The sequence below is a fragment of the Ruegeria sp. BB5 genome (genome assembly GCF_056539405.1).
Genome location: NZ_JBQFUX010000001.1, coordinates 1,413,665 through 1,432,272, shown reverse-complemented (window position 1 = coordinate 1,432,272; position 18,608 = coordinate 1,413,665). Strand labels below are relative to the sequence as shown.

The 18,608-nt window shown below is 58.4% G+C and carries 18 protein-coding genes; 15 read left to right on the top strand and 3 right to left on the bottom strand.

Going from position 1 to position 18,608, the window contains the following annotated elements:
* The first annotated feature begins 134 nt into the window (after positions 1 to 134).
* From ACR0DL_RS07140 to ACR0DL_RS07120, 5 genes are all read left to right on the top strand, one after another.
* Positions 135 to 806, top strand: a complete 672-nt coding sequence (locus tag ACR0DL_RS07140; RefSeq protein ID WP_480688271.1) for a hypothetical protein — start codon at positions 135 to 137, stop codon at positions 804 to 806.
* Positions 807 to 845: 39 nt separating this feature from the next.
* Positions 846 to 2,168, top strand: coding sequence for a PQQ-like beta-propeller repeat protein (locus ACR0DL_RS07135; RefSeq protein WP_170349116.1), 1,323 nt, complete (start codon positions 846 to 848; stop codon positions 2,166 to 2,168).
* Positions 2,169 to 2,216: 48 nt separating this feature from the next.
* The gene (gene der / locus ACR0DL_RS07130; protein ID WP_170396259.1) at positions 2,217 to 3,680 is read left to right on the top strand and encodes a ribosome biogenesis GTPase Der; all 1,464 of its coding nucleotides are present in this window, start codon (positions 2,217 to 2,219) and stop codon (positions 3,678 to 3,680) included.
* Positions 3,681 to 3,845: 165 nt separating this feature from the next.
* On the top strand, positions 3,846 to 4,832 hold the full coding sequence (locus tag ACR0DL_RS07125; RefSeq protein WP_480688269.1) for a fatty acid desaturase: 987 nt from the start codon (positions 3,846 to 3,848) through the stop codon (positions 4,830 to 4,832).
* A gap of 96 nt (positions 4,833 to 4,928) precedes the next feature.
* Complete coding sequence (locus ACR0DL_RS07120) at positions 4,929 to 5,543, top strand: helix-hairpin-helix domain-containing protein (RefSeq protein ID WP_480688267.1); 615 nt, start codon at positions 4,929 to 4,931, stop codon at positions 5,541 to 5,543.
* A gap of 58 nt (positions 5,544 to 5,601) precedes the next feature.
* Here the strand turns inward: ACR0DL_RS07120 and serS are convergent, their stop codons facing one another.
* Positions 5,602 to 6,894 carry a serine--tRNA ligase gene (serS, locus tag ACR0DL_RS07115; RefSeq protein WP_480688265.1) on the bottom strand — a complete coding sequence of 431 codons (1,293 nt, stop codon included), beginning with the start codon at positions 6,892 to 6,894 and terminating at the stop codon, positions 5,602 to 5,604.
* Between the two features lie 71 nt (positions 6,895 to 6,965).
* A complete protein-coding gene (locus ACR0DL_RS07110; protein ID WP_480688263.1) occupies positions 6,966 to 8,630 on the bottom strand; it encodes a mechanosensitive ion channel family protein in 1,665 nt (554 codons plus the stop codon).
* A gap of 201 nt (positions 8,631 to 8,831) precedes the next feature.
* On the opposite strand from ACR0DL_RS07110, the gene yajC reads away from it, so the two are divergent.
* The 10 genes from yajC to ACR0DL_RS07060 all read left to right on the top strand — a co-directional run bounded on the left by yajC (position 8,832) and on the right by ACR0DL_RS07060 (position 15,742).
* Positions 8,832 to 9,119: a preprotein translocase subunit YajC gene (gene yajC / locus ACR0DL_RS07105; protein WP_058280646.1), complete on the top strand. Its 288-nt coding sequence runs from the start codon at positions 8,832 to 8,834 to the stop codon at positions 9,117 to 9,119.
* 33 nt (positions 9,120 to 9,152) lie between these two features.
* Positions 9,153 to 10,814: a protein translocase subunit SecD gene (gene secD / locus ACR0DL_RS07100; RefSeq protein WP_480688261.1), complete on the top strand. Its 1,662-nt coding sequence runs from the start codon at positions 9,153 to 9,155 to the stop codon at positions 10,812 to 10,814.
* 1 nt (position 10,815) lies between these two features.
* Positions 10,816 to 11,784: a protein translocase subunit SecF gene (gene secF / locus ACR0DL_RS07095; RefSeq protein WP_480688259.1), complete on the top strand. Its 969-nt coding sequence runs from the start codon at positions 10,816 to 10,818 to the stop codon at positions 11,782 to 11,784.
* Positions 11,765 to 12,523 carry a sulfite exporter TauE/SafE family protein gene (locus ACR0DL_RS07090; RefSeq protein WP_254428447.1) on the top strand — a complete coding sequence of 253 codons (759 nt, stop codon included), beginning with the start codon at positions 11,765 to 11,767 and terminating at the stop codon, positions 12,521 to 12,523. Before secF ends, ACR0DL_RS07090 begins: the two co-directional genes overlap by 20 nt.
* Positions 12,524 to 12,532: 9 nt before the next feature.
* Complete coding sequence (locus ACR0DL_RS07085) at positions 12,533 to 12,886, top strand: Mth938-like domain-containing protein (protein WP_170375855.1); 354 nt, start codon at positions 12,533 to 12,535, stop codon at positions 12,884 to 12,886.
* Positions 12,887 to 12,952: 66 nt separating this feature from the next.
* Positions 12,953 to 13,567, top strand: a complete 615-nt coding sequence (gene ccmA, locus ACR0DL_RS07080; protein ID WP_170359062.1) for a heme ABC exporter ATP-binding protein CcmA — start codon at positions 12,953 to 12,955, stop codon at positions 13,565 to 13,567.
* Positions 13,564 to 14,220, top strand: a complete 657-nt coding sequence (ccmB, locus tag ACR0DL_RS07075; RefSeq protein ID WP_170349106.1) for a heme exporter protein CcmB — start codon at positions 13,564 to 13,566, stop codon at positions 14,218 to 14,220. The genes ccmA and ccmB overlap by 4 nt, the downstream gene beginning before the upstream one ends.
* A 61-nt stretch (positions 14,221 to 14,281) precedes the next feature.
* The gene (locus tag ACR0DL_RS07070; protein WP_170359058.1) at positions 14,282 to 15,055 is read left to right on the top strand and encodes a heme ABC transporter permease; all 774 of its coding nucleotides are present in this window, start codon (positions 14,282 to 14,284) and stop codon (positions 15,053 to 15,055) included.
* Entirely contained in the window at positions 15,052 to 15,210 is a 159-nt protein-coding gene (gene ccmD, locus ACR0DL_RS07065; protein WP_170349104.1) for a heme exporter protein CcmD, read from the top strand. The genes ACR0DL_RS07070 and ccmD overlap by 4 nt, the downstream gene beginning before the upstream one ends.
* Positions 15,203 to 15,742, top strand: a complete 540-nt coding sequence (locus tag ACR0DL_RS07060; protein ID WP_170349103.1) for a DsbE family thiol:disulfide interchange protein — start codon at positions 15,203 to 15,205, stop codon at positions 15,740 to 15,742. The genes ccmD and ACR0DL_RS07060 overlap by 8 nt, the downstream gene beginning before the upstream one ends.
* 76 nt (positions 15,743 to 15,818) lie before the next feature.
* On the opposite strand, the gene acnA is transcribed toward ACR0DL_RS07060, so the two are convergent.
* Positions 15,819 to 18,509 carry an aconitate hydratase AcnA gene (gene acnA / locus ACR0DL_RS07055; protein ID WP_480688258.1) on the bottom strand — a complete coding sequence of 897 codons (2,691 nt, stop codon included), beginning with the start codon at positions 18,507 to 18,509 and terminating at the stop codon, positions 15,819 to 15,821.
* Positions 18,510 to 18,608 lie beyond the last annotated feature (99 nt).

Sequence of the window (18,608 nt, the reverse complement as noted above, 5' to 3'; positions counted from 1 at the left end):
GAATAGTTCGGTTCACTTTTTTTCGCAAGGGCAGCGTGACGCGGCGAAAATGTGCGAAATCCGGCCCTTGGCTTGGCAAGGTCGCCGGGGTATGACATGGCGCCATAGAAAATGTGACAGCCCAGGGAGCAGGGATGAGCGACGTCGACAGTTTTATTGATGAGGTGACCGAAGAGGTTCGCCGTGATCGCCTGTATCTGCTGCTGCGTCGCTGGGGCTGGATCGGCGTTCTGGCCGTGGTTCTCATCGTTGGCGGGGCCGCGTTTAACGAGGTTCGCAAGGCCCGTACCACCGGTCAGGCTGAAAAGCTGGGTGACGAGATTCTCAGCGCGCTTGCGCAGAATGACTCGGCCGAACGTGCAAGCAGCCTGGCCAGTATTGATGCGGTAACACCCGGCGGCGATGCGGTTCTGAACATGTTGCTGTCTTCGTCGCAGGTTGAGGCCGGGTCGCGGCAAGAGGCTGTGGACAGCCTGAACGCCATCGCCGTTCAGAGTGATCTGCCGGAAATTTATCGTGCGATTGCTACATTCAAGGCGCTGCTGCTGCAAAGTGACACTTTGCCCGTGGCGGATCGCCGTCAGCAGTTCGAGGCGCTGTCTGCGCCGGGCGCACCGCTGCGCTTGTTGGCCGAAGAACAACTAGCACTGATTGATGTCGCCGAGGGGAATGCGGACGCAGCAATCGAGCGTCTACAGGCGATGCGGCAGGACGCCGAGATTGGCGTGGACCTTCAGCAACGCGCCGCGCAACTGATTGTCGCGCTTGGCGGCGAACCGGAACCACTGGTGGCCCAGCAGGGCTGAACCGGCGGCAATTAGAATGACAGGCGAGTTCGGAGTATAATGGTGACAAGTCTTTTCTCCCGCATTGGATTGACGGCTGCGGCCCTATCGCTGAGTGTTCTTGCCGCATGTGAGGAACCCGAGGTCATCCTGCCAGGTGCCCGTGAAGACATTCGGCCCACCTCTGACAACGTGACTTTGGTAACCCAGGGTTCAAAACCGATCAGCCTGCCTGCGCAAAAAGCCAACGCCAATTGGTCGCAAAGCGCCGGGACGCCCGCATTTCGCACCGGCAACGCGGCACTGCGCGCGACGCCTCAGCGTGTGTGGTCGACCTCGATCGGGGATGGGGATTCGCGCAAGCGTCGCATCACCGCAGAAGCTGTTGTGGCCGGTGGCCTGATTTATACGCTGGATGCAGGCGCGACCGTTTCCGCGGTTACACCGCAGGGACAGGTGGCCTGGAGCAAGAATCTTATCCCGGCCAATGATGGCGACGCGGACGCGACCGGCGGCGGATTGGCCTATGCCAATGGTGTGCTTTACGTGTCGTCCGGGTTTGGGCGTCTGACGGCGTTGGATGCGAAAACTGGGGCGATCAAATGGCAAAAACGCCTGAATGCCCCAGGAAACGGCGCACCTTTGGTCAATGATGGTTTGTTGTATCTGGTAGCAGGTGATGAAACCGGCTGGGCCGTGAACACCAAGGACGGCCGCATCGCGTGGCAAGTTCAGGGTACGCCAAGCGTGGGCAATGTTCTGGGGGCTCCGGCCCCTGTGATTGCACAGGAGTTTGCCGTCTTTGCCTTTGGTTCGGGCGATATTTCCGCGTCTTTCCGCAAGGGGGGGATCGGGCGCTGGAACGCTTCGGTCGCGGGTGGGCGCCGGGGACGTGCGGCCGCACAGATCGTGGATGTGACCGGCGGACCAATGGTGGTGGGCGATACGATCTATATCGGCAATCACTCGGGCCGCACCGTGGCGTTTAACGCCACCTCGGGTGAGCGGATCTGGACGGCGGATGAGGGGGCTGTGGATACGGCATGGCCTGCGGGTGATAGCCTGTTTCTGATCAGTGACCGCAGTCAGTTGGTTCGGCTGAACAGAGCAGACGGTTCGATCATCTGGGCGCAGGATTTGCCCGGTTTTGTCAAGGACAAGCCCAAACGCCGTGGTCCAATTGTTGCGCACTATGGCCCGATCCTGGCCGGTGGGCGCATCGTTGTCGCGTCGAATGACGGTTTCCTGCGGTTCTTTAACCCGGTCGACGGCACGCTGGTCAACAGCGTCGAGGTTCCCGGCGGCGCCACCACGGCCCCGGTAGTGGCCGGCCAGACGTTGTATGTCGTTTCGACCAAAGGTGATCTACACGCTTTCCGTTGATCGCAAGATGCGCTAAAGGGCGCGTCTGAGTCTTGAAAGTTGAGTATCATGTCGCTGACCCTCGCCATCGTGGGGCGCCCGAATGTGGGCAAATCCACTCTGTTCAACCGCCTTGTGGGCAAACGTCTGGCCCTGGTCGACGACCAGCCGGGTGTGACGCGCGACCTGCGCGAAGGCGAAGGGCGTCTGGGCGATCTGCGCTTTACCGTGATCGACACAGCGGGTCTTGAGGACGCGACCGATGACAGCCTGCAGGGACGGATGCGTCGCCTGACCGAGCGCGCGGTGGATATGGCCGATGTCTGCCTGTTTATGATCGACGCGCGGGTGGGGTTAACCCCAACGGACGAGATGTTCGCCGAGATCCTGCGCAAACGCTCGAAACATGTGATCCTTGCCGCCAACAAGGCCGAAGGAAGTGCGGCGGATGCGGGTGTGCTTGAGGCGTATAATCTGGGTCTGGGTGAGCCCGTGCGCTTGTCGGGCGAACATGGCGAGGGGATGACAGACCTTTATGCGCAACTCATGCCGCTGGCAGATGCCGCGGCTGAGAAGGCCGAGGATGATGCCCCGCAAACCGATATCGAACTGGACGAAGACGGCGAGGGCGAGGCGCCGCTGATCACAGCCGCCAAGCCGCTGCAGGTTGCGGTAGTCGGGCGGCCAAATGCCGGAAAGTCCACACTGATCAACAAGATCATCGGCGAAGACCGCCTGTTGACCGGCCCCGAGGCTGGTATCACCCGCGATGCGATCAGCCTGCGGATTGACTGGGCCGATCCCGATGGCGACAGCACCCCGATGCGGATTTTCGACACGGCGGGCATGCGCAAGAAGGCTAAGGTGCAGGAAAAGCTGGAAAAGCTTTCTGTGTCCGACGGTCTGCGCGCCGTAAAATTTGCCGAGGTCGTGGTGGTGTTGTTGGACGCAGCCATTCCGTTTGAACAGCAGGACCTGCGCATCGCTGATTTGGCCGAGCGCGAAGGCCGCGCCGTCGTTGTCGCCGTTAACAAATGGGATATCGAAGAGAACAAGCAGGAAAAGCTGCGCGATCTGAAAGAGTCCTTTGATCGTCTGTTGCCGCAATTGCGTGGCGCACCGCTGATCACCGTATCTGCCAAGACTGGTCGGGGGCTGGAACGTCTGCGCGCTGCCATCCTGCGTGCGCATGACGTTTGGAACCGTCGTGTACCCACAGCAGCACTGAACCGCTGGCTGACGGCCATGCTGGAGCAGCACCCGCCGCCAGCGCCGCAGGGCCGCCGGATCAAGCTGCGCTATATGACTCAGGCCAAGACCCGTCCCCCTGGGTTTGTGGTGATGTGTTCACATCCCGACAAGATGCCAGACAGCTACACCCGCTATTTAGTGAATGGCCTGCGCGAGGATTTCGATATGCCCGGGTCGCCTATCCGCCTGACATTGCGTGGGCAGGGTGACAAAAATCCCTATAAGGGGCGACGCAAGAAAAACGCGGGCGCTCTGGCCAAACATCTCAAAGGTCGCGCGTAACTGCGCCAATTTTCAACACTTTCGGCTGAAAGGCGTGACAGTCCCGCTGCCGCAGGCTAGCATTCGCCTGTGTGCATCTGTTTTTTGTGCGCGCTGCTTGATTACAAGCAAAACGCAAATAGTTTCGTGGTGATATTAATTGGGCCAAACGTGGGGACAGGCTGAATGAATTTGCGGGAATATACGCGACAATATGCGGTACAGGACAATCGGCTGGCCGCGCTAAGCTATTTTGGGACGTTCGCCGTTTATTTCGCGTCGCTGACGCTGGCAATTATCTATGTCGACCGCTGGTACATCATGATCCCTGCCGGGATCGTCTTTGCCTTTTCAGCTGTGCGTCTTTACGTTTTGCAACATGATTGCGGCCACCATTCCCTGTTTGAGACCCGCGAACAGAATGAATGGGCCGGGCACGGTTTGTCGCCCTTCACCTTTGCGCCATTCGAAGTGATGAAGCAGAACCACAACCTGCACCATTCGGGGATCGGTAATCTGGAACACCGCGAAACGGGTGAGATTCACACGATGACCCTGCGGGAATGGAACGCTGCAGACTGGAAAAAGCGTTTGTTCTACCGCCTGTATCGCAACCCGTTCATTTTGGTTCCGGTTGGTGCGTTGTTCACCTATTTTATTCGCTACCGCTGGCCCAAAAACACGGTACGGTTTGGTGTGACCGGAGTTCTGCTGCACAATCTGTCGATCGTGATCTTCCTAGGGCTGCTTTATCTGATCGCGGGCACGACCGGTATTCTGGTCTGGCTGGTGTTTTCGTTGCTGGGGGGGATGCTGGGTGTGTTCTTGGTCTACCTGCAGCATAATTTCGAAGATACGTATTGGGACCGCCGTCCGGACCTTGATCCGCAATTGGCAGCCTTGCAGGGGTCTTCTGCTTTGGATTTTGGTTGGTGGTTCGACAATGCGGTGGCGTGTATCACGCTGCACGACATCCACCATTTCAACGCCCGAATTCCATCCTATCGGCTGCGGGCGTGCCACTATAACCTGCCGCCTGAATTCACCCCGCGTCGGATCAAGTTCCCCGAGGCGGTGGCGGCGCTGAATTTGAAACTCTGGGACGAAGATGCCAAGCGTCTCGTGCCATTCCCCAAAGAGGATAGAACCGGCACTCTGGCTCACGGCAATTGACGCAAAGACGTCGCCGAAACTGCTCGCAGATTAGTAGGCGTCTGGGCCCAGCGTGCATTCAATTGAAAATGTAGGGAGAGAAAGGAAGGCTTAGTAATGACCGCAGTGACCGATGTTAAAGGTGTAGGAAAGGCGCTTGGGCAGGCGCTGATCGCCAATGGGTACAAAACCGCTGAAGCCCTTGCCAAAGCCAACCCTGCCGACCTGGTCAAGGTTCCCCGAATTGGTGCCTCTAGCGCGCCTCTGTTGATCGCCGCGGCGAAAGAGGCGATTGCAACCACGCCTGCAGCGAAAGCGGCTGCGGCAAAACCTGCAGCCAAAAAGCCGACTGCGGCCAAGACTGCCAGACGCGCGCCCGCGCGCAAACCTGCGACGCGCAGGCCTGCCGCCCGGAAAACCGTCGCAGCCGCCGCTGCCGAGAAACGTGCCGAAGAGGCCGCGCGCAAAGCTGCCGAGGAAAAAGCCGCCGCAGAAGCCAAGGCGCGCAAGAAGGCCAAAGCCAAGGCCAAGGCTGAAAAGGCCGCCAAAAAGCTGCAAGAAATGGAAGCCGCGATCTCAAAGGCCAAGGACAAGGTGAAGGCCAAGGCCAAGAAAGACAAAAAGTCCAAAAAGGACGGTAAGAAAAAAGATCAGTCCAAGAAGGGCGGTAAGAAAAAAGACCAGCCCAAGAAAGACAAAAAGAAGAAGGGTAAGAAAAAGACGAAGAAGTAATCCTCCTTCGCCTTACGTTCTGCAAGACCGGCACTACGCAATGCGGGTGCCGGTTTTTTTATGCCAGTGTACCGTCCAGCTGCAGTGTTCGTTTACCGCCCAGGTATGGCGCTAGCACTTCGGGCAGGGTCACGGTGCCATCCGCGTTCTGTCCATTTTCCAGAACCGCAATCAGGCAGCGCCCGACCGCCAGCCCTGAACCGTTCAGGGTGTGGACATATTCCGGTTTGCCGCCACCTTCGGGGCGGAAACGTGCGTTCATACGGCGGGCTTGGAAAGCACCGGTGGTCGAGACCGAGCTGATCTCACGGTACGTGTCCTGCCCGGGCAGCCAAGCCTCGATATCAAAGGTGCGGCGCGCGCCAAAACCCATGTCGCCCGTACACAGAACGACGGTGCGGTAGGGGATGCCCATTTGCTCCAACAGGTCCTCGGCGCAGCGCAGCATGCGTTTCTGTTCCTCATCCGACTTGTCGGGATGCGTGATCGAAACCATTTCGACCTTTTCAAACTGGTGCTGGCGTAGCATCCCGGCGGTGTCCTTGCCCGCGCTGCCCGCCTCGGACCGGAAACAGGCCGTGTGGGCGGTCATGCGGATGGGCAGGGCGGCTTCGTCCAGAATGTCACCGGCCACGGAATAAGTCAGCGTTACTTCGGATGTGGGGATCAACCACCAGCCATTGGTGGTCTGATAGCTGTCATCGCCGAATTTCGGCAGTTTATCAGTGCCGTACATCGCCTCATCGCGGACAAGAACCGGAGTTTGCATCTCGGTCAGGCCGTTCTTGTCGATATGGGTGTCCAGCATGAACTGGGCCAACGCACGGTGGATACGCGCGACACCCTTCGACAGGTTTACAAAACGGCTGCCGCTGGTCTTGGCGGCGGTTTCAAAGTCCATCGCAGCGGCGACGGCGGGAATGTCGAAGTGTTCTTTCGGAGCAAAATCGAGTTCGCGCGGGGTGCCCCAACGGTTCACCTCGACATTGTCGTTCTCATCCGCACCTTGCGGCACATCCTCGGCGGGCAGGTTGGCGATGCGTGCCAGTTGGTCGGTTAGCAGCGCGTCCAGATCCTTGGCCTCGTTCTGCATGCGGGCGATTTCGGTCTTTTTCTCAGACACCAATGCGCGCAGACGCTGGAATTCATCCTCGTCCCCGCGCGCTTTGGCGGCACCGACCTCTTTGCTGGCCTTGTTCTGCTCCGCCTGAGCGGTTTCGGCGGCCAGAATCTTGGCCCGGCGGCTTTCATCCAGCCGCAGCACATCTGACGACACCGGCGCATCCCCACGGCGCGCCAGGGCGGCGTCGAAGGCGTCAGGGTTTTCGCGAATGGCGCGGATGTCGTGCATGGTTCAGATCCTTAATGCGTGAATCACTAGGATCGCTTATGCACCATCTGAAAGGCAGGGTGTAGCACCGGTTACGACTTATCGGTGTCCTCGTGTGTTTCATGCGCCAGATGCCCGTCCCATTCTTCGGCGGGTATCTTCGGTTCGGGCGGATCGGCCATGTAAGACGGCGTCATGATCTGCACGTTGTTTTCGTTGAACACTGCCACGATGTTGCGGTGCAGATCCGAGCGGATTTTGGGGATGATACTGCCCCGCGTCGTATAGCCATTGATCTGATAATTTATCGCGTAGTCGGCCAGTGCAGTCCACAACACAAACGGCTCGGGCTTGGCTTTGATCCCCTTGGTGCGCTTAGCGGCTTCGATCAGCATGGCCTCGACCTTCTCAGGTGGCTCCTCGTATCCGATGCCGACTGTGGTGTGCAGTAAAAGCCCACTACCATCTGTTTTCTTTGAAAAATTCACGACATCCGAATTCATCAATTGCGCATTGGGGATCGATATCAGCTCATTCTTGATGGATTTCAGGTGGGTTTCCATTAGCTTGATCTGCACCACATCGCCAATGTGGTCCCCGATCTGAATACGGTCCCCGATCGAGGTTGAGCGGCGGTAGATAACGAATAATCCAGCCAGCATGTTGGACACGACCGAATTCGCCCCCAGCGATAGCATAGCGCCAACCAATATGGTCAGGCCCTGAAACGCGGCCGAGTCCGACCCCGGAATGTAAGGAACGGCGAAAACCAGCGCGATGAGGATGACGACGACGCGGGCGATATTGAAGGTCGGGTTAACCCAGTGCTTCTCGAAATCACCCATATCGAACGACCCGGCCTCAACGGCATCAAAGAACACGCGCATGCCCTTGATGATGTACATCGTGACCCAGGTGATCAGGGCCAGCATGATCATGTTGGGGATGTAAGAGAGAATGCCTTTGAAGATCAGCAGAACCGGTTCGGTCAGGTAGGTCAGTAGTAATTGCGCAAAATAGCGGGTTTCGGCAAAGGCGAGCAGAACAAAGGACAGGTAGTAGTAGAAGCCCAGGAAAAAGATAATGAGCAGAACGAAATTCAGACCATACCTGACCAGCGCGGCAATCGCCTCGGCCTGAACACTTTTGGCAGTGGCGGTTTCCACATCCCGCAAGTGGCGTTTGACAAATTTTAGCGTGCGCCGCCTGATCCTGCGATGCATCCACAGGATCGCAACGATGAAAACGGCAAACCCAAGGGTCCACGCGGCGGCTTCGATCGCGCCGGATACGCGGGCCTGTTCCGTGCGATTAGCCCGATAGCCAAGGATGGCTTCTTCGATGGCCTGACCGTGTAGGAAGCTCAGAACATCCAGCTCCATCTGGTCCAGATCAGCATCTGCCACGGTCACAATGGACACGATCACACCATCCGCGCGAATTCGGATGCCAAGCTCGGTCTCTTCGAATGAAATGTCGACCGAGGGGTCTTCTGAGGCCTCGGCAACCTCGATGATCTTGTTCTGGACACTTTCCGCCCGTTCCGGCGCGGGCAGGGCGCTAGAGCCGCGCAGGAAGAACAGCATATCGCCGTCCACGATGACGGGGGCTTTGAAACTGTCTGTTTCCTCGGCCTCTGGTTCAACGATATCGGCGGGCGTTTCCTGTGCCCCAAGCGGTGCTGCAAGACACAAAATCAAGGCCAGCAATGACAGCAAAAGCGTCAACGATTGGAATGGTTTGTAACGAGCTGTCATTGTCCCTCCTCAGGTTTGACTATAGCTGAGTTCAAGCCTCTGCCTAGGACATATCTGCAACGCTTTGACGCGAGTTCATGCGTTGGGATCAGGTTCAGGTGGGTCACAGCACCGCCTTTGCTTGCAAAGGCGCATCTCAGGGCATAGGTTCCCGCCAAATTTGCGGAACCGTGCCGCAATCCAAAGCAAAAGGAATATCCCATGGAAGGTGGCGCATTCGCCCAGTTTCTCCCGCTGATCCTGATCTTCGCGATCATGTATTTCCTGCTGATCCGTCCGCAGCAGAAGAAGATGAAGCAACATCAGGCCATGGTCGAGGCCGTGCGCCGGGGCGATCAAGTTGTCACCCAGGGCGGTCTGATCGGCAAGGTGTCGAAAGTCAAGGAAGGCGAGAACGAAGTCGAGGTTGAACTGGCCGAAAACGTCAAGGTTCGTGTGGTCAAGTCGACTATTGCGCAGGTTCTGAACAAGACCGAACCGGCGAAGTGACTTCGCGCGACAATTCCTTGAAAAGGCAGGGTAATGCTGCAAATTAATACCTGGAAGCGGGTTCTGATCTGGTCGGTCTGTGTGATCGGTCTGCTGATGGCCCTGCCGAATGCGTTTTACACGCGCGTCGAGCAATCCAACGATGCCAAGGCCGGAATTGAACTTGGCATCGACACCCCCGAGATGCAGGCACAGGCGGCGCAATGGCCCAACTGGTTGCCATCGTCACTGGTCAATCTGGGTCTTGATCTGCGGGGTGGTGCACATCTGCTGGCCGAAGTGAAGGTCGAAGATGTTTACGAATCCCGGATGGAGGCGATGTGGCCGGAAATCCGTGACGCGCTACGCGATGAACGCGCGACTGTTGGTACGATCCGCCGGCAGGATTCGGCACCGGATGAGATTCGCGTTCGCATCAGCCAGCCCGAGGGCATGTCCCGCGCGCTGGAAGTTGTGCGCGGTCTGGCCCGTCAGGTGCAGACGCTGACCGGAGTGGGGGCTACCGATATCGAAGCCCGCGCCGATGGTGACACCATCGTCGTGCGGTTGTCTGAGGCCGAAAAGCTGGCCTCGGATGATCGCACCGTGCGTCAGGCGCTGGAAATCATCCGCCGCCGGATTGACGAGGTCGGTACGCGAGAGCCCACAATTCAGCGCCAGGGTGCAGACCGTATCCTGATTCAGGTGCCGGGCATTGGCAGTGCAGGTGAACTGAAAGAGATCATCGGCACCACCGCTCAACTGACTTTCAACTCGGTCGTCAGTCGCGGCACCGACCCGGACGCTGTTCCGGGGATAGGGCAAGAGGTCGTCCCGTCCATTGACGAAGATGGCGTTTATTACATCATTGAATCCGCCCCGGTTGTGACGGGTGAGGAACTGGTCGACGCGCAGCCCTCGTTCGACCAGAACGGTCGCCCGGCAGTCAGTTTCCGGTTCAACACGTCCGGCGCACGCAAGTTTGGCGACTACACGCTGGAAAACATCGGCGCGCCCTTTGCGATTGTATTGGATGACGAGGTGATCTCGGCCCCGGTGATCCAAAGCCATATTCCGGGCGGGTCGGGTATCATCACCGGTAACTTCACCGTTGAAGAAAGCACCAATCTGGCGGTCCTGTTGCGAGCGGGTGCGTTGCCTGCGGGGCTGGAGTTCCTTGAAGAACGCACCATCGGTCCTGAACTGGGGCAAGACAGCATCGATGCCGGTAAAGTGGCAACCATCGTAGCCTTTGTCGCGGTGCTGACCTTCATGGCGCTTAGCTATGGTTTGTTTGGCGTGTTTGCCAACATTGCGCTGATCATCAACGTCGGGCTGCTGTTCGGCCTGCTGTCGCTGATCGGGGCCACGCTGACCCTGCCGGGTATTGCGGGGATTGTCCTGACGGTCGGTATGGCGGTGGACGCCAACGTGCTGATTTTTGAGCGTATCCGCGAAGAACTGAAATCCGCCAGAGGCCCGGCGCGTGCCATTGAGCTGGGTTATGAAAAAGCCCTGTCGGCTATTCTGGACGCAAACGTTACCACTTTCATCACCGCCGTGATTCTGTTTGCCATGGGCAGCGGGCCGGTGCGCGGGTTCGCGATTACGCTGGGCTTGGGTATTCTGACCTCGGTCTTTACCGCGATCTTCGTGACGCGTTTGATGATCGTGATGTGGTTCGAACGCCGTCGTCCGAAAATGATCGAGGTTTGACATGAGACTGAAACTCGTACCCCAGAACACCTCGTTTGATTTCTTCAGCCGCTGGAAGGTCTGGCTGGGTATCTCGGCCCTGATGATGGTTGTGGCGTTTACGTCTTTCATGCTGCAAGGGCTGAACTTCGGTATCGATTTCCGTGGCGGGACCACGATCCGGACCCAATCCGCACAGGAAATCGACGTCGGCGCCTATCGCGACGCGATCTCTCCGCTGGAGCTGGGCGACGTGAGCATCACCGAGATTTTCGACCCTACTTTTGGGCCGGATGAAAACGTCGCCATGATCCGCATTCAGGCGCAAGCCGATGCCGAGGCCGTCTCGGCCGCGACGGTTAACGCCGTGGAAGAGGCGCTGAAGGTGGCAGCGCCGGACATAGAATTTGTGTCCGTCGAATCCGTCGGCCCAAAGGTCTCCGGTGAGTTGATCCAGACCGCCGTGATCGCGGTGGTTTTGGCGATTGGCGCCGTGCTGGTCTACATCTGGCTGCGCTTCGAATGGCAATTCGCTTTGGGAGCAGTTGCCGCGTTGGTCCATGACGTGATTCTGACCATCGGTATTTTCTCGGAACTACAGATTCGGTTCGATCTGGCCATTATCGCGGCGCTTCTGACCATCGTGGGTTATTCGCTGAACGACACTGTGGTCGTCTTCGACCGCGTGCGTGAGAACCTGCGGAAGTACAAGAAGAAAGATCTCAAAGAGGTTCTGAACATCTCGATCAACGAAACGCTCAGCCGGACGGTGATGACCTCAGTGACCACGCTGCTGGCGCTGATTTCGCTTTACGTGTTGGGTGGGGATGTGATCCGCGGTTTCGTCTTTGCGATGATCTGGGGTGTGATCGTGGGAACCTATTCTTCGGTCTTTGTGGCTTCGACCATCCTGCTGTGGCTGGGGGTCAAACGCGACTGGTCCAAGCCGTCCAATACGGCGGGCAATCAGTTTGCCAACATCGACGCCTGATATATTCGGCCAGTCCCCAATGGGGCTGGCCGTTATCATTTTTGCGGCTTTCCTCGGCGGCGTTGTTCGCGGGTTTTCCGGATTCGGCACCGCACTGATTTTCCTTCCTCTTTCCACACCCTTCCTTGGTCCATTCGGAGCCATCATCGGCCTGACTATAATGGACATCTTCGGCCCATTGCCGAACCTGCGTCGCGCTTGGCATGTTGTGCATCGCAAGGATCTGCTGCGGCTGTTGGTGGGCTGTGCGCTGTTGCTTCCTGTAGGGTTATGGGTGCTGACCAAGGTTGAACCCGAGGTTTTCCGCTATGCCGTCAGTCTGCTGGCGCTGTTTATGCTGGCCGTGCTGATCCTTGGCTTGCGGTATCACGGCCATGTTGGCCGGGGGATGGTTGCGGGAATTGGTGCAGCGGCCGGGTTTCTGGGCGGCGTGGCGGGCTTGCCCGGCCCGGCGGTAATCCTGTTTTACATGTCGCGCCCCATACCGGTCGAAGTGATCCGCGCCACGATTTTATTGTTCCTGTTCGGGTTCGATTTCCTCCTCCTTGGGTTCCTGACCGGGATGGAGCGGATCACTTGGGCGGCGGCGGCATTAGGCCTTGCATTGGCCGTGCCCAATTTGCTGGGCAACTGGCTGGGCGGTTGGTTGTTCCGGCCCGCGTATGAAAAGCTGTATCGCGCTGCGGCTTACCTGGCGATTGCGGTTGCGGCCTTGTCGGGCCTACCGCTTTGGGGCTAGAACACGGCCATGCGCCTGAATGAGATTTCCTATACCAACGCAGTCCCGGTTGACGGGTACGGCCCGGGCTTTTTCCGGATCGGTGGGCAGGTTTATGAGGGAGCCGTTCTGACAGGCCCCGCCGGAACCACGACCTGGGACGGGTATGAGGACAACGCGCCGCTGCTGGAACTTTCCGATACCGTGGACGTTTTGTTTATTGGCACCGGGGCTGAACTGAATCACATTCCTGCTGATCTGCGCACGGCCCTGGAAAATGCCGGGATCGGAGTTGAGATCATGAACTCTCCGGCTGCGTGCCGCACGTATAACGTGCTGTTGTCCGAAGGGCGGCGCGTTGCGCTGGCCTTATTGCCGGTCTGATCTGTCGGCAGGGCCTGCGTCAAATCTCACCTTTTGCGCCTGACGGCAATGAGATAAGCGGGACCCATGACACTGACTGTGACCGATCTGGCCATCGCCCGTGGCGGCGTTCCTGTGCTTGAAGGGCTGAGCTTTGCTCTGCCGCCGGGCAAGGCGTTGATTCTGCGCGGGCCGAACGGGATCGGTAAGACGACCTTGCTGCGCACACTGGCCGGATTGCAGCCGCCGTTGGCGGGGCAGATTGACGGGGCTGAGGATCAGATCGCATATGCCTCGCATTCCGACGGGTTGAAGCCGACATTGACGGTGGTTGAGAATCTGACCTTTTGGGCCTCGGTCTTTGGCACTTATGAAATTCAGCCCGCGCTAGACGCCTTTGCGCTGAACGAATTGTCTGATCGCCATGCTGGCAACCTGTCGGCCGGGCAAAAACGGCGGTTGGGTCTGGCGCGCATGCTGGTCACGGGGCGGCCAATCTGGATGCTGGATGAGCCCACCGTATCACTGGACCGTAATGCAGTGCAGATGTTCGCTGATGCCGTTCGCGCGCATCTGGGGCAGGGCGGTTCGGCCCTGATAGCCACTCATATCGACCTTGGCCTGGACGGAGAAGTTCTGGATGTCGGCCGCAACAAGGCGAAACCCAAACCCATAGAAGATTTCGACGGAGGCTTCCTGTGATCGCCCTGTTGCTGCGTGACCTGAAACTGGCCTTCCGCGCGGGCGGGGGTTTTGGTCTCGGTCTGGCGTTTTTTCTGATTGTGACCGTTTTGGTGCCATTTTCAGTAGGGCCGCAATCCTCGCTGCTGTCGACCATCGCGCCGGGTGTTCTGTGGCTGGGCGCGCTGCTGGCTTGCCTGTTGTCGCTGGACCGCCTGCTTGCACTGGATTGGGAGGACGGCTCGCTGGACCTATTGGCCACCGCGCCGCTGCCGTTGGAAGCGGTAGTGACCATCAAGGCGCTGGCCCATTGGCTAACCACTGGCCTGCCACTGGTTCTGGCCGCTCCGTTTTTGGGCGTGTTGCTGAACCTGCCGGTGCCGGGGTTTTTCTGGCTGGTCGTATCGCTGTTGATCGGCACCCCGGCAATGAGTGTCATCGGCACTTTCGGCGCGGCCCTGACCGTGGGCCTGAAACGTGGCGGATTGCTGCTATCCCTGCTGGTCCTGCCGCTGTACGTGCCGACCCTGATCTTTGGGGCCGAAGTCGCGCGCCGCGGGGCGACGGGGATGGAAACCCAGACCCCGCTGTTGATGCTAGCGGGGATCACTGCCGCGACGATCGCCCTTTTGCCCTTTGCCAGCGCAGCGGTGCTGCGCATTAACCTTCGCTGACGTGGTCAAACTTTGACTGATGTCAATTGAGAACGAACCCGACTCGGACTAGATAAGGCCCATGTCTATCGCAGCCAAAGCCAACGCCCTCTGGGAATACGCCAATCCGCGCAAGTTCCTTGCCACCAGTGAACGGGTGATGCCGTTTTTCTGGGCATCATCGCTTGCCTGCATCGTGGTAGGGCTGGTGTGGGGGTTCTTCTTCACACCGGATGACTACAAGCAGGGATCGACGGTCAAGATTATCTATCTGCATGTGCCTGCTGCGCTGATGGCGATCAATTGCTGGCTGATGATGCTGGCGACCTCGCTGGTGTGGCTTGTGCGGCGCCACCATGTCAGCGCGCTGGCGGCGCGTGCAGCGGCCCCTGTGGGTATTGTGATGACCCTGATCGCGCTGGCGACCGGGGCGATCTGGGGGCAGCCAATGTGGGGCACCTGGTGGGCCTGGGATCCGCGCCTGACCTCGTTCCTGATCCTGTTCCTGTTCTATTTGGGCTATGTCGCACTTTGGGAAGCTATCGAAGACCCTGATACGGCGGCCGATCTGACCTCGGTCCTGTGTCTGGTCGGGTCTGTCTTTGCGCTGCTCAGCCGCTATGCCGTGAATTTTTGGAATCAGGGGCTGCATCAGGGCGCATCCGTGATGCGGGCCGCCGCCGTGACCGGGGCGGATACCGAAGAGAAGGTCAGCAATATCTATTTCTACCCACTTTTGTTGTGCATCATCGGGTTTGTACTGCTGTTCATTGCTCTTGTTTTGTACCGCACGGGCACGGAAATTCGCGCGCGCCGGGTCAAGGCGCTGTTGGCGCGGGAAAGGGTAAGCGGATGATCCCTGATCTCGGAAAATATGCCGATACGGTTCTCTGGTCCTATGCGGCCTCGATCGGATTGCTGGCGCTGCTGATTGTGTTCAGCATCGTACGTGGCCGCAAGGTCCGGGCCGAGATGGAAAAGGTCGAACAAAGGATGACGCGCAATGGCTAAAATCTCACCCCTGATGATTGCGCCGCCGCTGATTTTTGGCGCTTTCGCCGTCCTAGCGGGCATCGGCATGTTCCGCGATGACCCCAACGCGTTACCGTCGGCCCGCGAAGGCCAACCCGCGCCGCCAGTGGTGCTGACGGAATTCGCGGGCAAGACAGGGTTTGATGATGCCACGCTGCGGGACGGAGAGGTCAAGCTGGTCAACTATTGGGCCAGCTGGTGCGCGCCGTGCCGGGTTGAACATCCCAACCTGCAGGCCCTGTCAGATGAGGGCATCCCCGTTTACGGCATCAATTACAAGGATCAACTGGCCAACGCCGAAGCCTTCCTGACCGAACTGGGCGATCCCTATGCCGGAATCGGCCGGGACGAGCAGGGGCGTATGGGATTGGATTGGGGCGTTTATGGCGTGCCCGAGACCTATGTGATCGATGGTGAGGGCACGATCATCCTGCGCTTTGCCGGGCCGATAACTCAGCGCGTGATCGAAAGCACGATCCGTCCGGCGTTGGAAAAAGCGGCAGGCAACTAAAGCCGCGATGGTTTAACCAAATGAGAAATGAAAAAAGGCGTCCAATCGGACGCCCTTAATTTTTTGGCGTGCAGGTTTAACCAGCTTTCGCCAAGTTCCGCAGCACATATTGAAGGACGCCGCCGTTTTCGACGTATTCGATCTCGGGCGCGGTATCTATGCGGCACTTGAGGCTGATGGTCTTTGTGGTGCCGTCGCCATAGGTGATAGTGCAGGGCACCTCTTGCAATGGTTCAACCTTATCCAGACCATCAATCGAGACCGTCTCATCCCCCTTTAGCCCTAGAGATTTCCGGGTGTCGCCGCCGGTAAATTCGAAGGGGATCACGCCCATGCCAACTAGGTTAGAACGGTGGATGCGCTCAAAGCTTTCGGCGATCACGGCCTTGATGCCCAGCAACGCGGTACCCTTTGCCGCCCAATCGCGTGAGGACCCGGCGCCGTATTGCTGCCCCCCAAACACCACAAGCGGAACGCCCTGTTCCTGATAGGCCATCGACGCGTCGTAGATCGAGGTCTGCTGACCGTCCGGACCTTTGGTATAGCCGCCCTCGACGCCATCCAGCATCTCGTTCTTGATGCGGATATTGGCGAACGTGCCGCGCATCATGACCTCGTGATTGCCTCGGCGCGAACCATACGAGTTGAACTCGCGCGGCTGGACCTGACGCTCTGTCAGGTACTTGCCCGCAGGCGAGGTTGCCGCAAAGGACCCCGCAGGTGAGATGTGGTCGGTGGTGACCATGTCGCCCAGAATGGCCAGAACCTTGGCGCCGTCGATGTTCGAGATGGTACCCGGTTCGGGGCTCATACCCTGAAAATAGGGCGGGTTCTGGATGTAGGTCGAGGTCGGCGGCCAGTCATAGGTTTCCTGTTGCGGAACTTCGACCGCCTGCCATTTGTCGTCGCCTTTGAACACGTCAGCATATTTCGACTGAAATGCCTCGCGGGTGACGGTTTCCTGCACCAGATCGGCGATTTCCTTCTGGTCGGGCCAGATATCTTTCATGAACACATCATTGCCGTCTTTGTCCTGACCGATCGGTTCCGAGGTCAGGTCGATATCCATGGTGCCCGCCAGCGCATAGACCACCACCAGCGGAGGGGAAGCCAGATAGTTGGCGCGCACATCCGGCGAAATCCGACCCTCAAAGTTGCGGTTGCCCGACAGAACCGAGGTGGCGACCAGATCGCCCTCGGCAATCGCTTCGCTGATTTCCTTCTGGATCGGACCCGAGTTACCGATGCAGGTGGTGCAGCCATAGCCCACAAGGTTGAACCCGATGGCGTCCAGATGCTGTTGCAGCCCGGCGGCCTCAAGATATTCGGTCACAACCTGCGATCCGGGGGCCAGCGAGGTCTTGACCCAAGGCTGACGGTTCAATCCCAGCTCATGCGCCTTTTTCGCCACCAGACCGGCCCCGATCATCACATAGGGGTTCGATGTGTTGGTGCATGAGGTGATCGAGGCGATTACCACCTTGCCCGAATCCATGGTGTAGTCTTCGCCTTTGACGGCGACTTCCTTGGCCATCGGGCGTTTGAAGGTCTCAGCCATTTCCTTGGTGAAAGCGGCTTTGGCGCCAGTCAGCGCGACATAGTCCTGTGGACGTTTCGGACCCGATATGGCTGGAACGATAGTGCCCATGTTGAGCGACAGGGTGTCCGTGTAGATCGGGGCGTAGTTTTCATCCCGCCACAGGCCGTTCTCTTTGGCGTAAGCCTCAACCAGCGCCAGGCGATCCTCGTCGCGTCCGGTATTGCGCATATAGCGCAGGGTTTCGCCATCAATCGGGAAGAAACCGCAGGTCGCGCCGTATTCCGGTGCCATGTTGGCAATGGTCGCGCGGTCAGCCAATGGCAGGCGATCCAGACCGCTGCCGTAGAATTCGACGAATTTGCCAACCACGCCTTTTTCGCGCAGCATCTCGACCACTTTCAGAACCAGATCGGTGCCGGTAGTGCCCTCGACCATCGCGCCGGTCAGCTCAAAGCCAACAACCTCGGGGATCAGCATCGAAATCGGCTGGCCCAGCATCGCGGCCTCGGCCTCGATCCCGCCAACGCCCCAGCCCAGAACGGCCATGCCGTTGACCATGGTGGTGTGGCTGTCGGTGCCGACCAGAGTATCGGGATAGGCAACTTCCTCACCGTTCTGGTCTTTGTCGCTCCAGACGGTTTGGGCCAGATATTCAAGGTTTACCTGATGGCAGATGCCGGTGCCGGGTGGCACAACGCGGAAATTGTCAAACGCCGACTGCCCCCATTTCAGAAACTGATAGCGTTCCATGTTTCGTTCATATTCGCGATCCACGTTCATCTGAAATGCGCGCGGATTGCCAAACGCATCAATCATGACTGAGTGGTCGATGACCAGATCCACCGGGTTCAACGGATTGATCTTTTGCGCGTCACCACCCAGCGCCTTGATCCCGTCACGCATTGCGGCCAAATCGACGACGGCCGGGACGCCCGTGAAGTCCTGCATCAATACGCGGGCAGGGCGATAGGCAATCTCGCGCGGGTTTTTACCACCATTTGCGCCCCATTCGGCAAAGGCTTTGATGTCATCAACCGAGACAGAAAACCCGTCATCCTCAAACCGCAGGATGTTTTCCAACACCACTTTCAGTGCCGCAGGAAGTCTGGAAAAATCACCTAGACCGGCCTCTTGCGCGGCGCGAATCGAGTAATAGGCAATGGACTTGCCGTTCACGCTCAGGCTGCGGCGTGTTTTGGCGCTATCCTTTCCAACGGTAATGGGCATTGTTGGCCTCCCTTTCAAAATATTGGGTTTGGGGATTTGCTGATTGTTTTCTGGAGCATGATTGCCGTGCATTCAAGGCTTAGATACCTTGACTTCTAA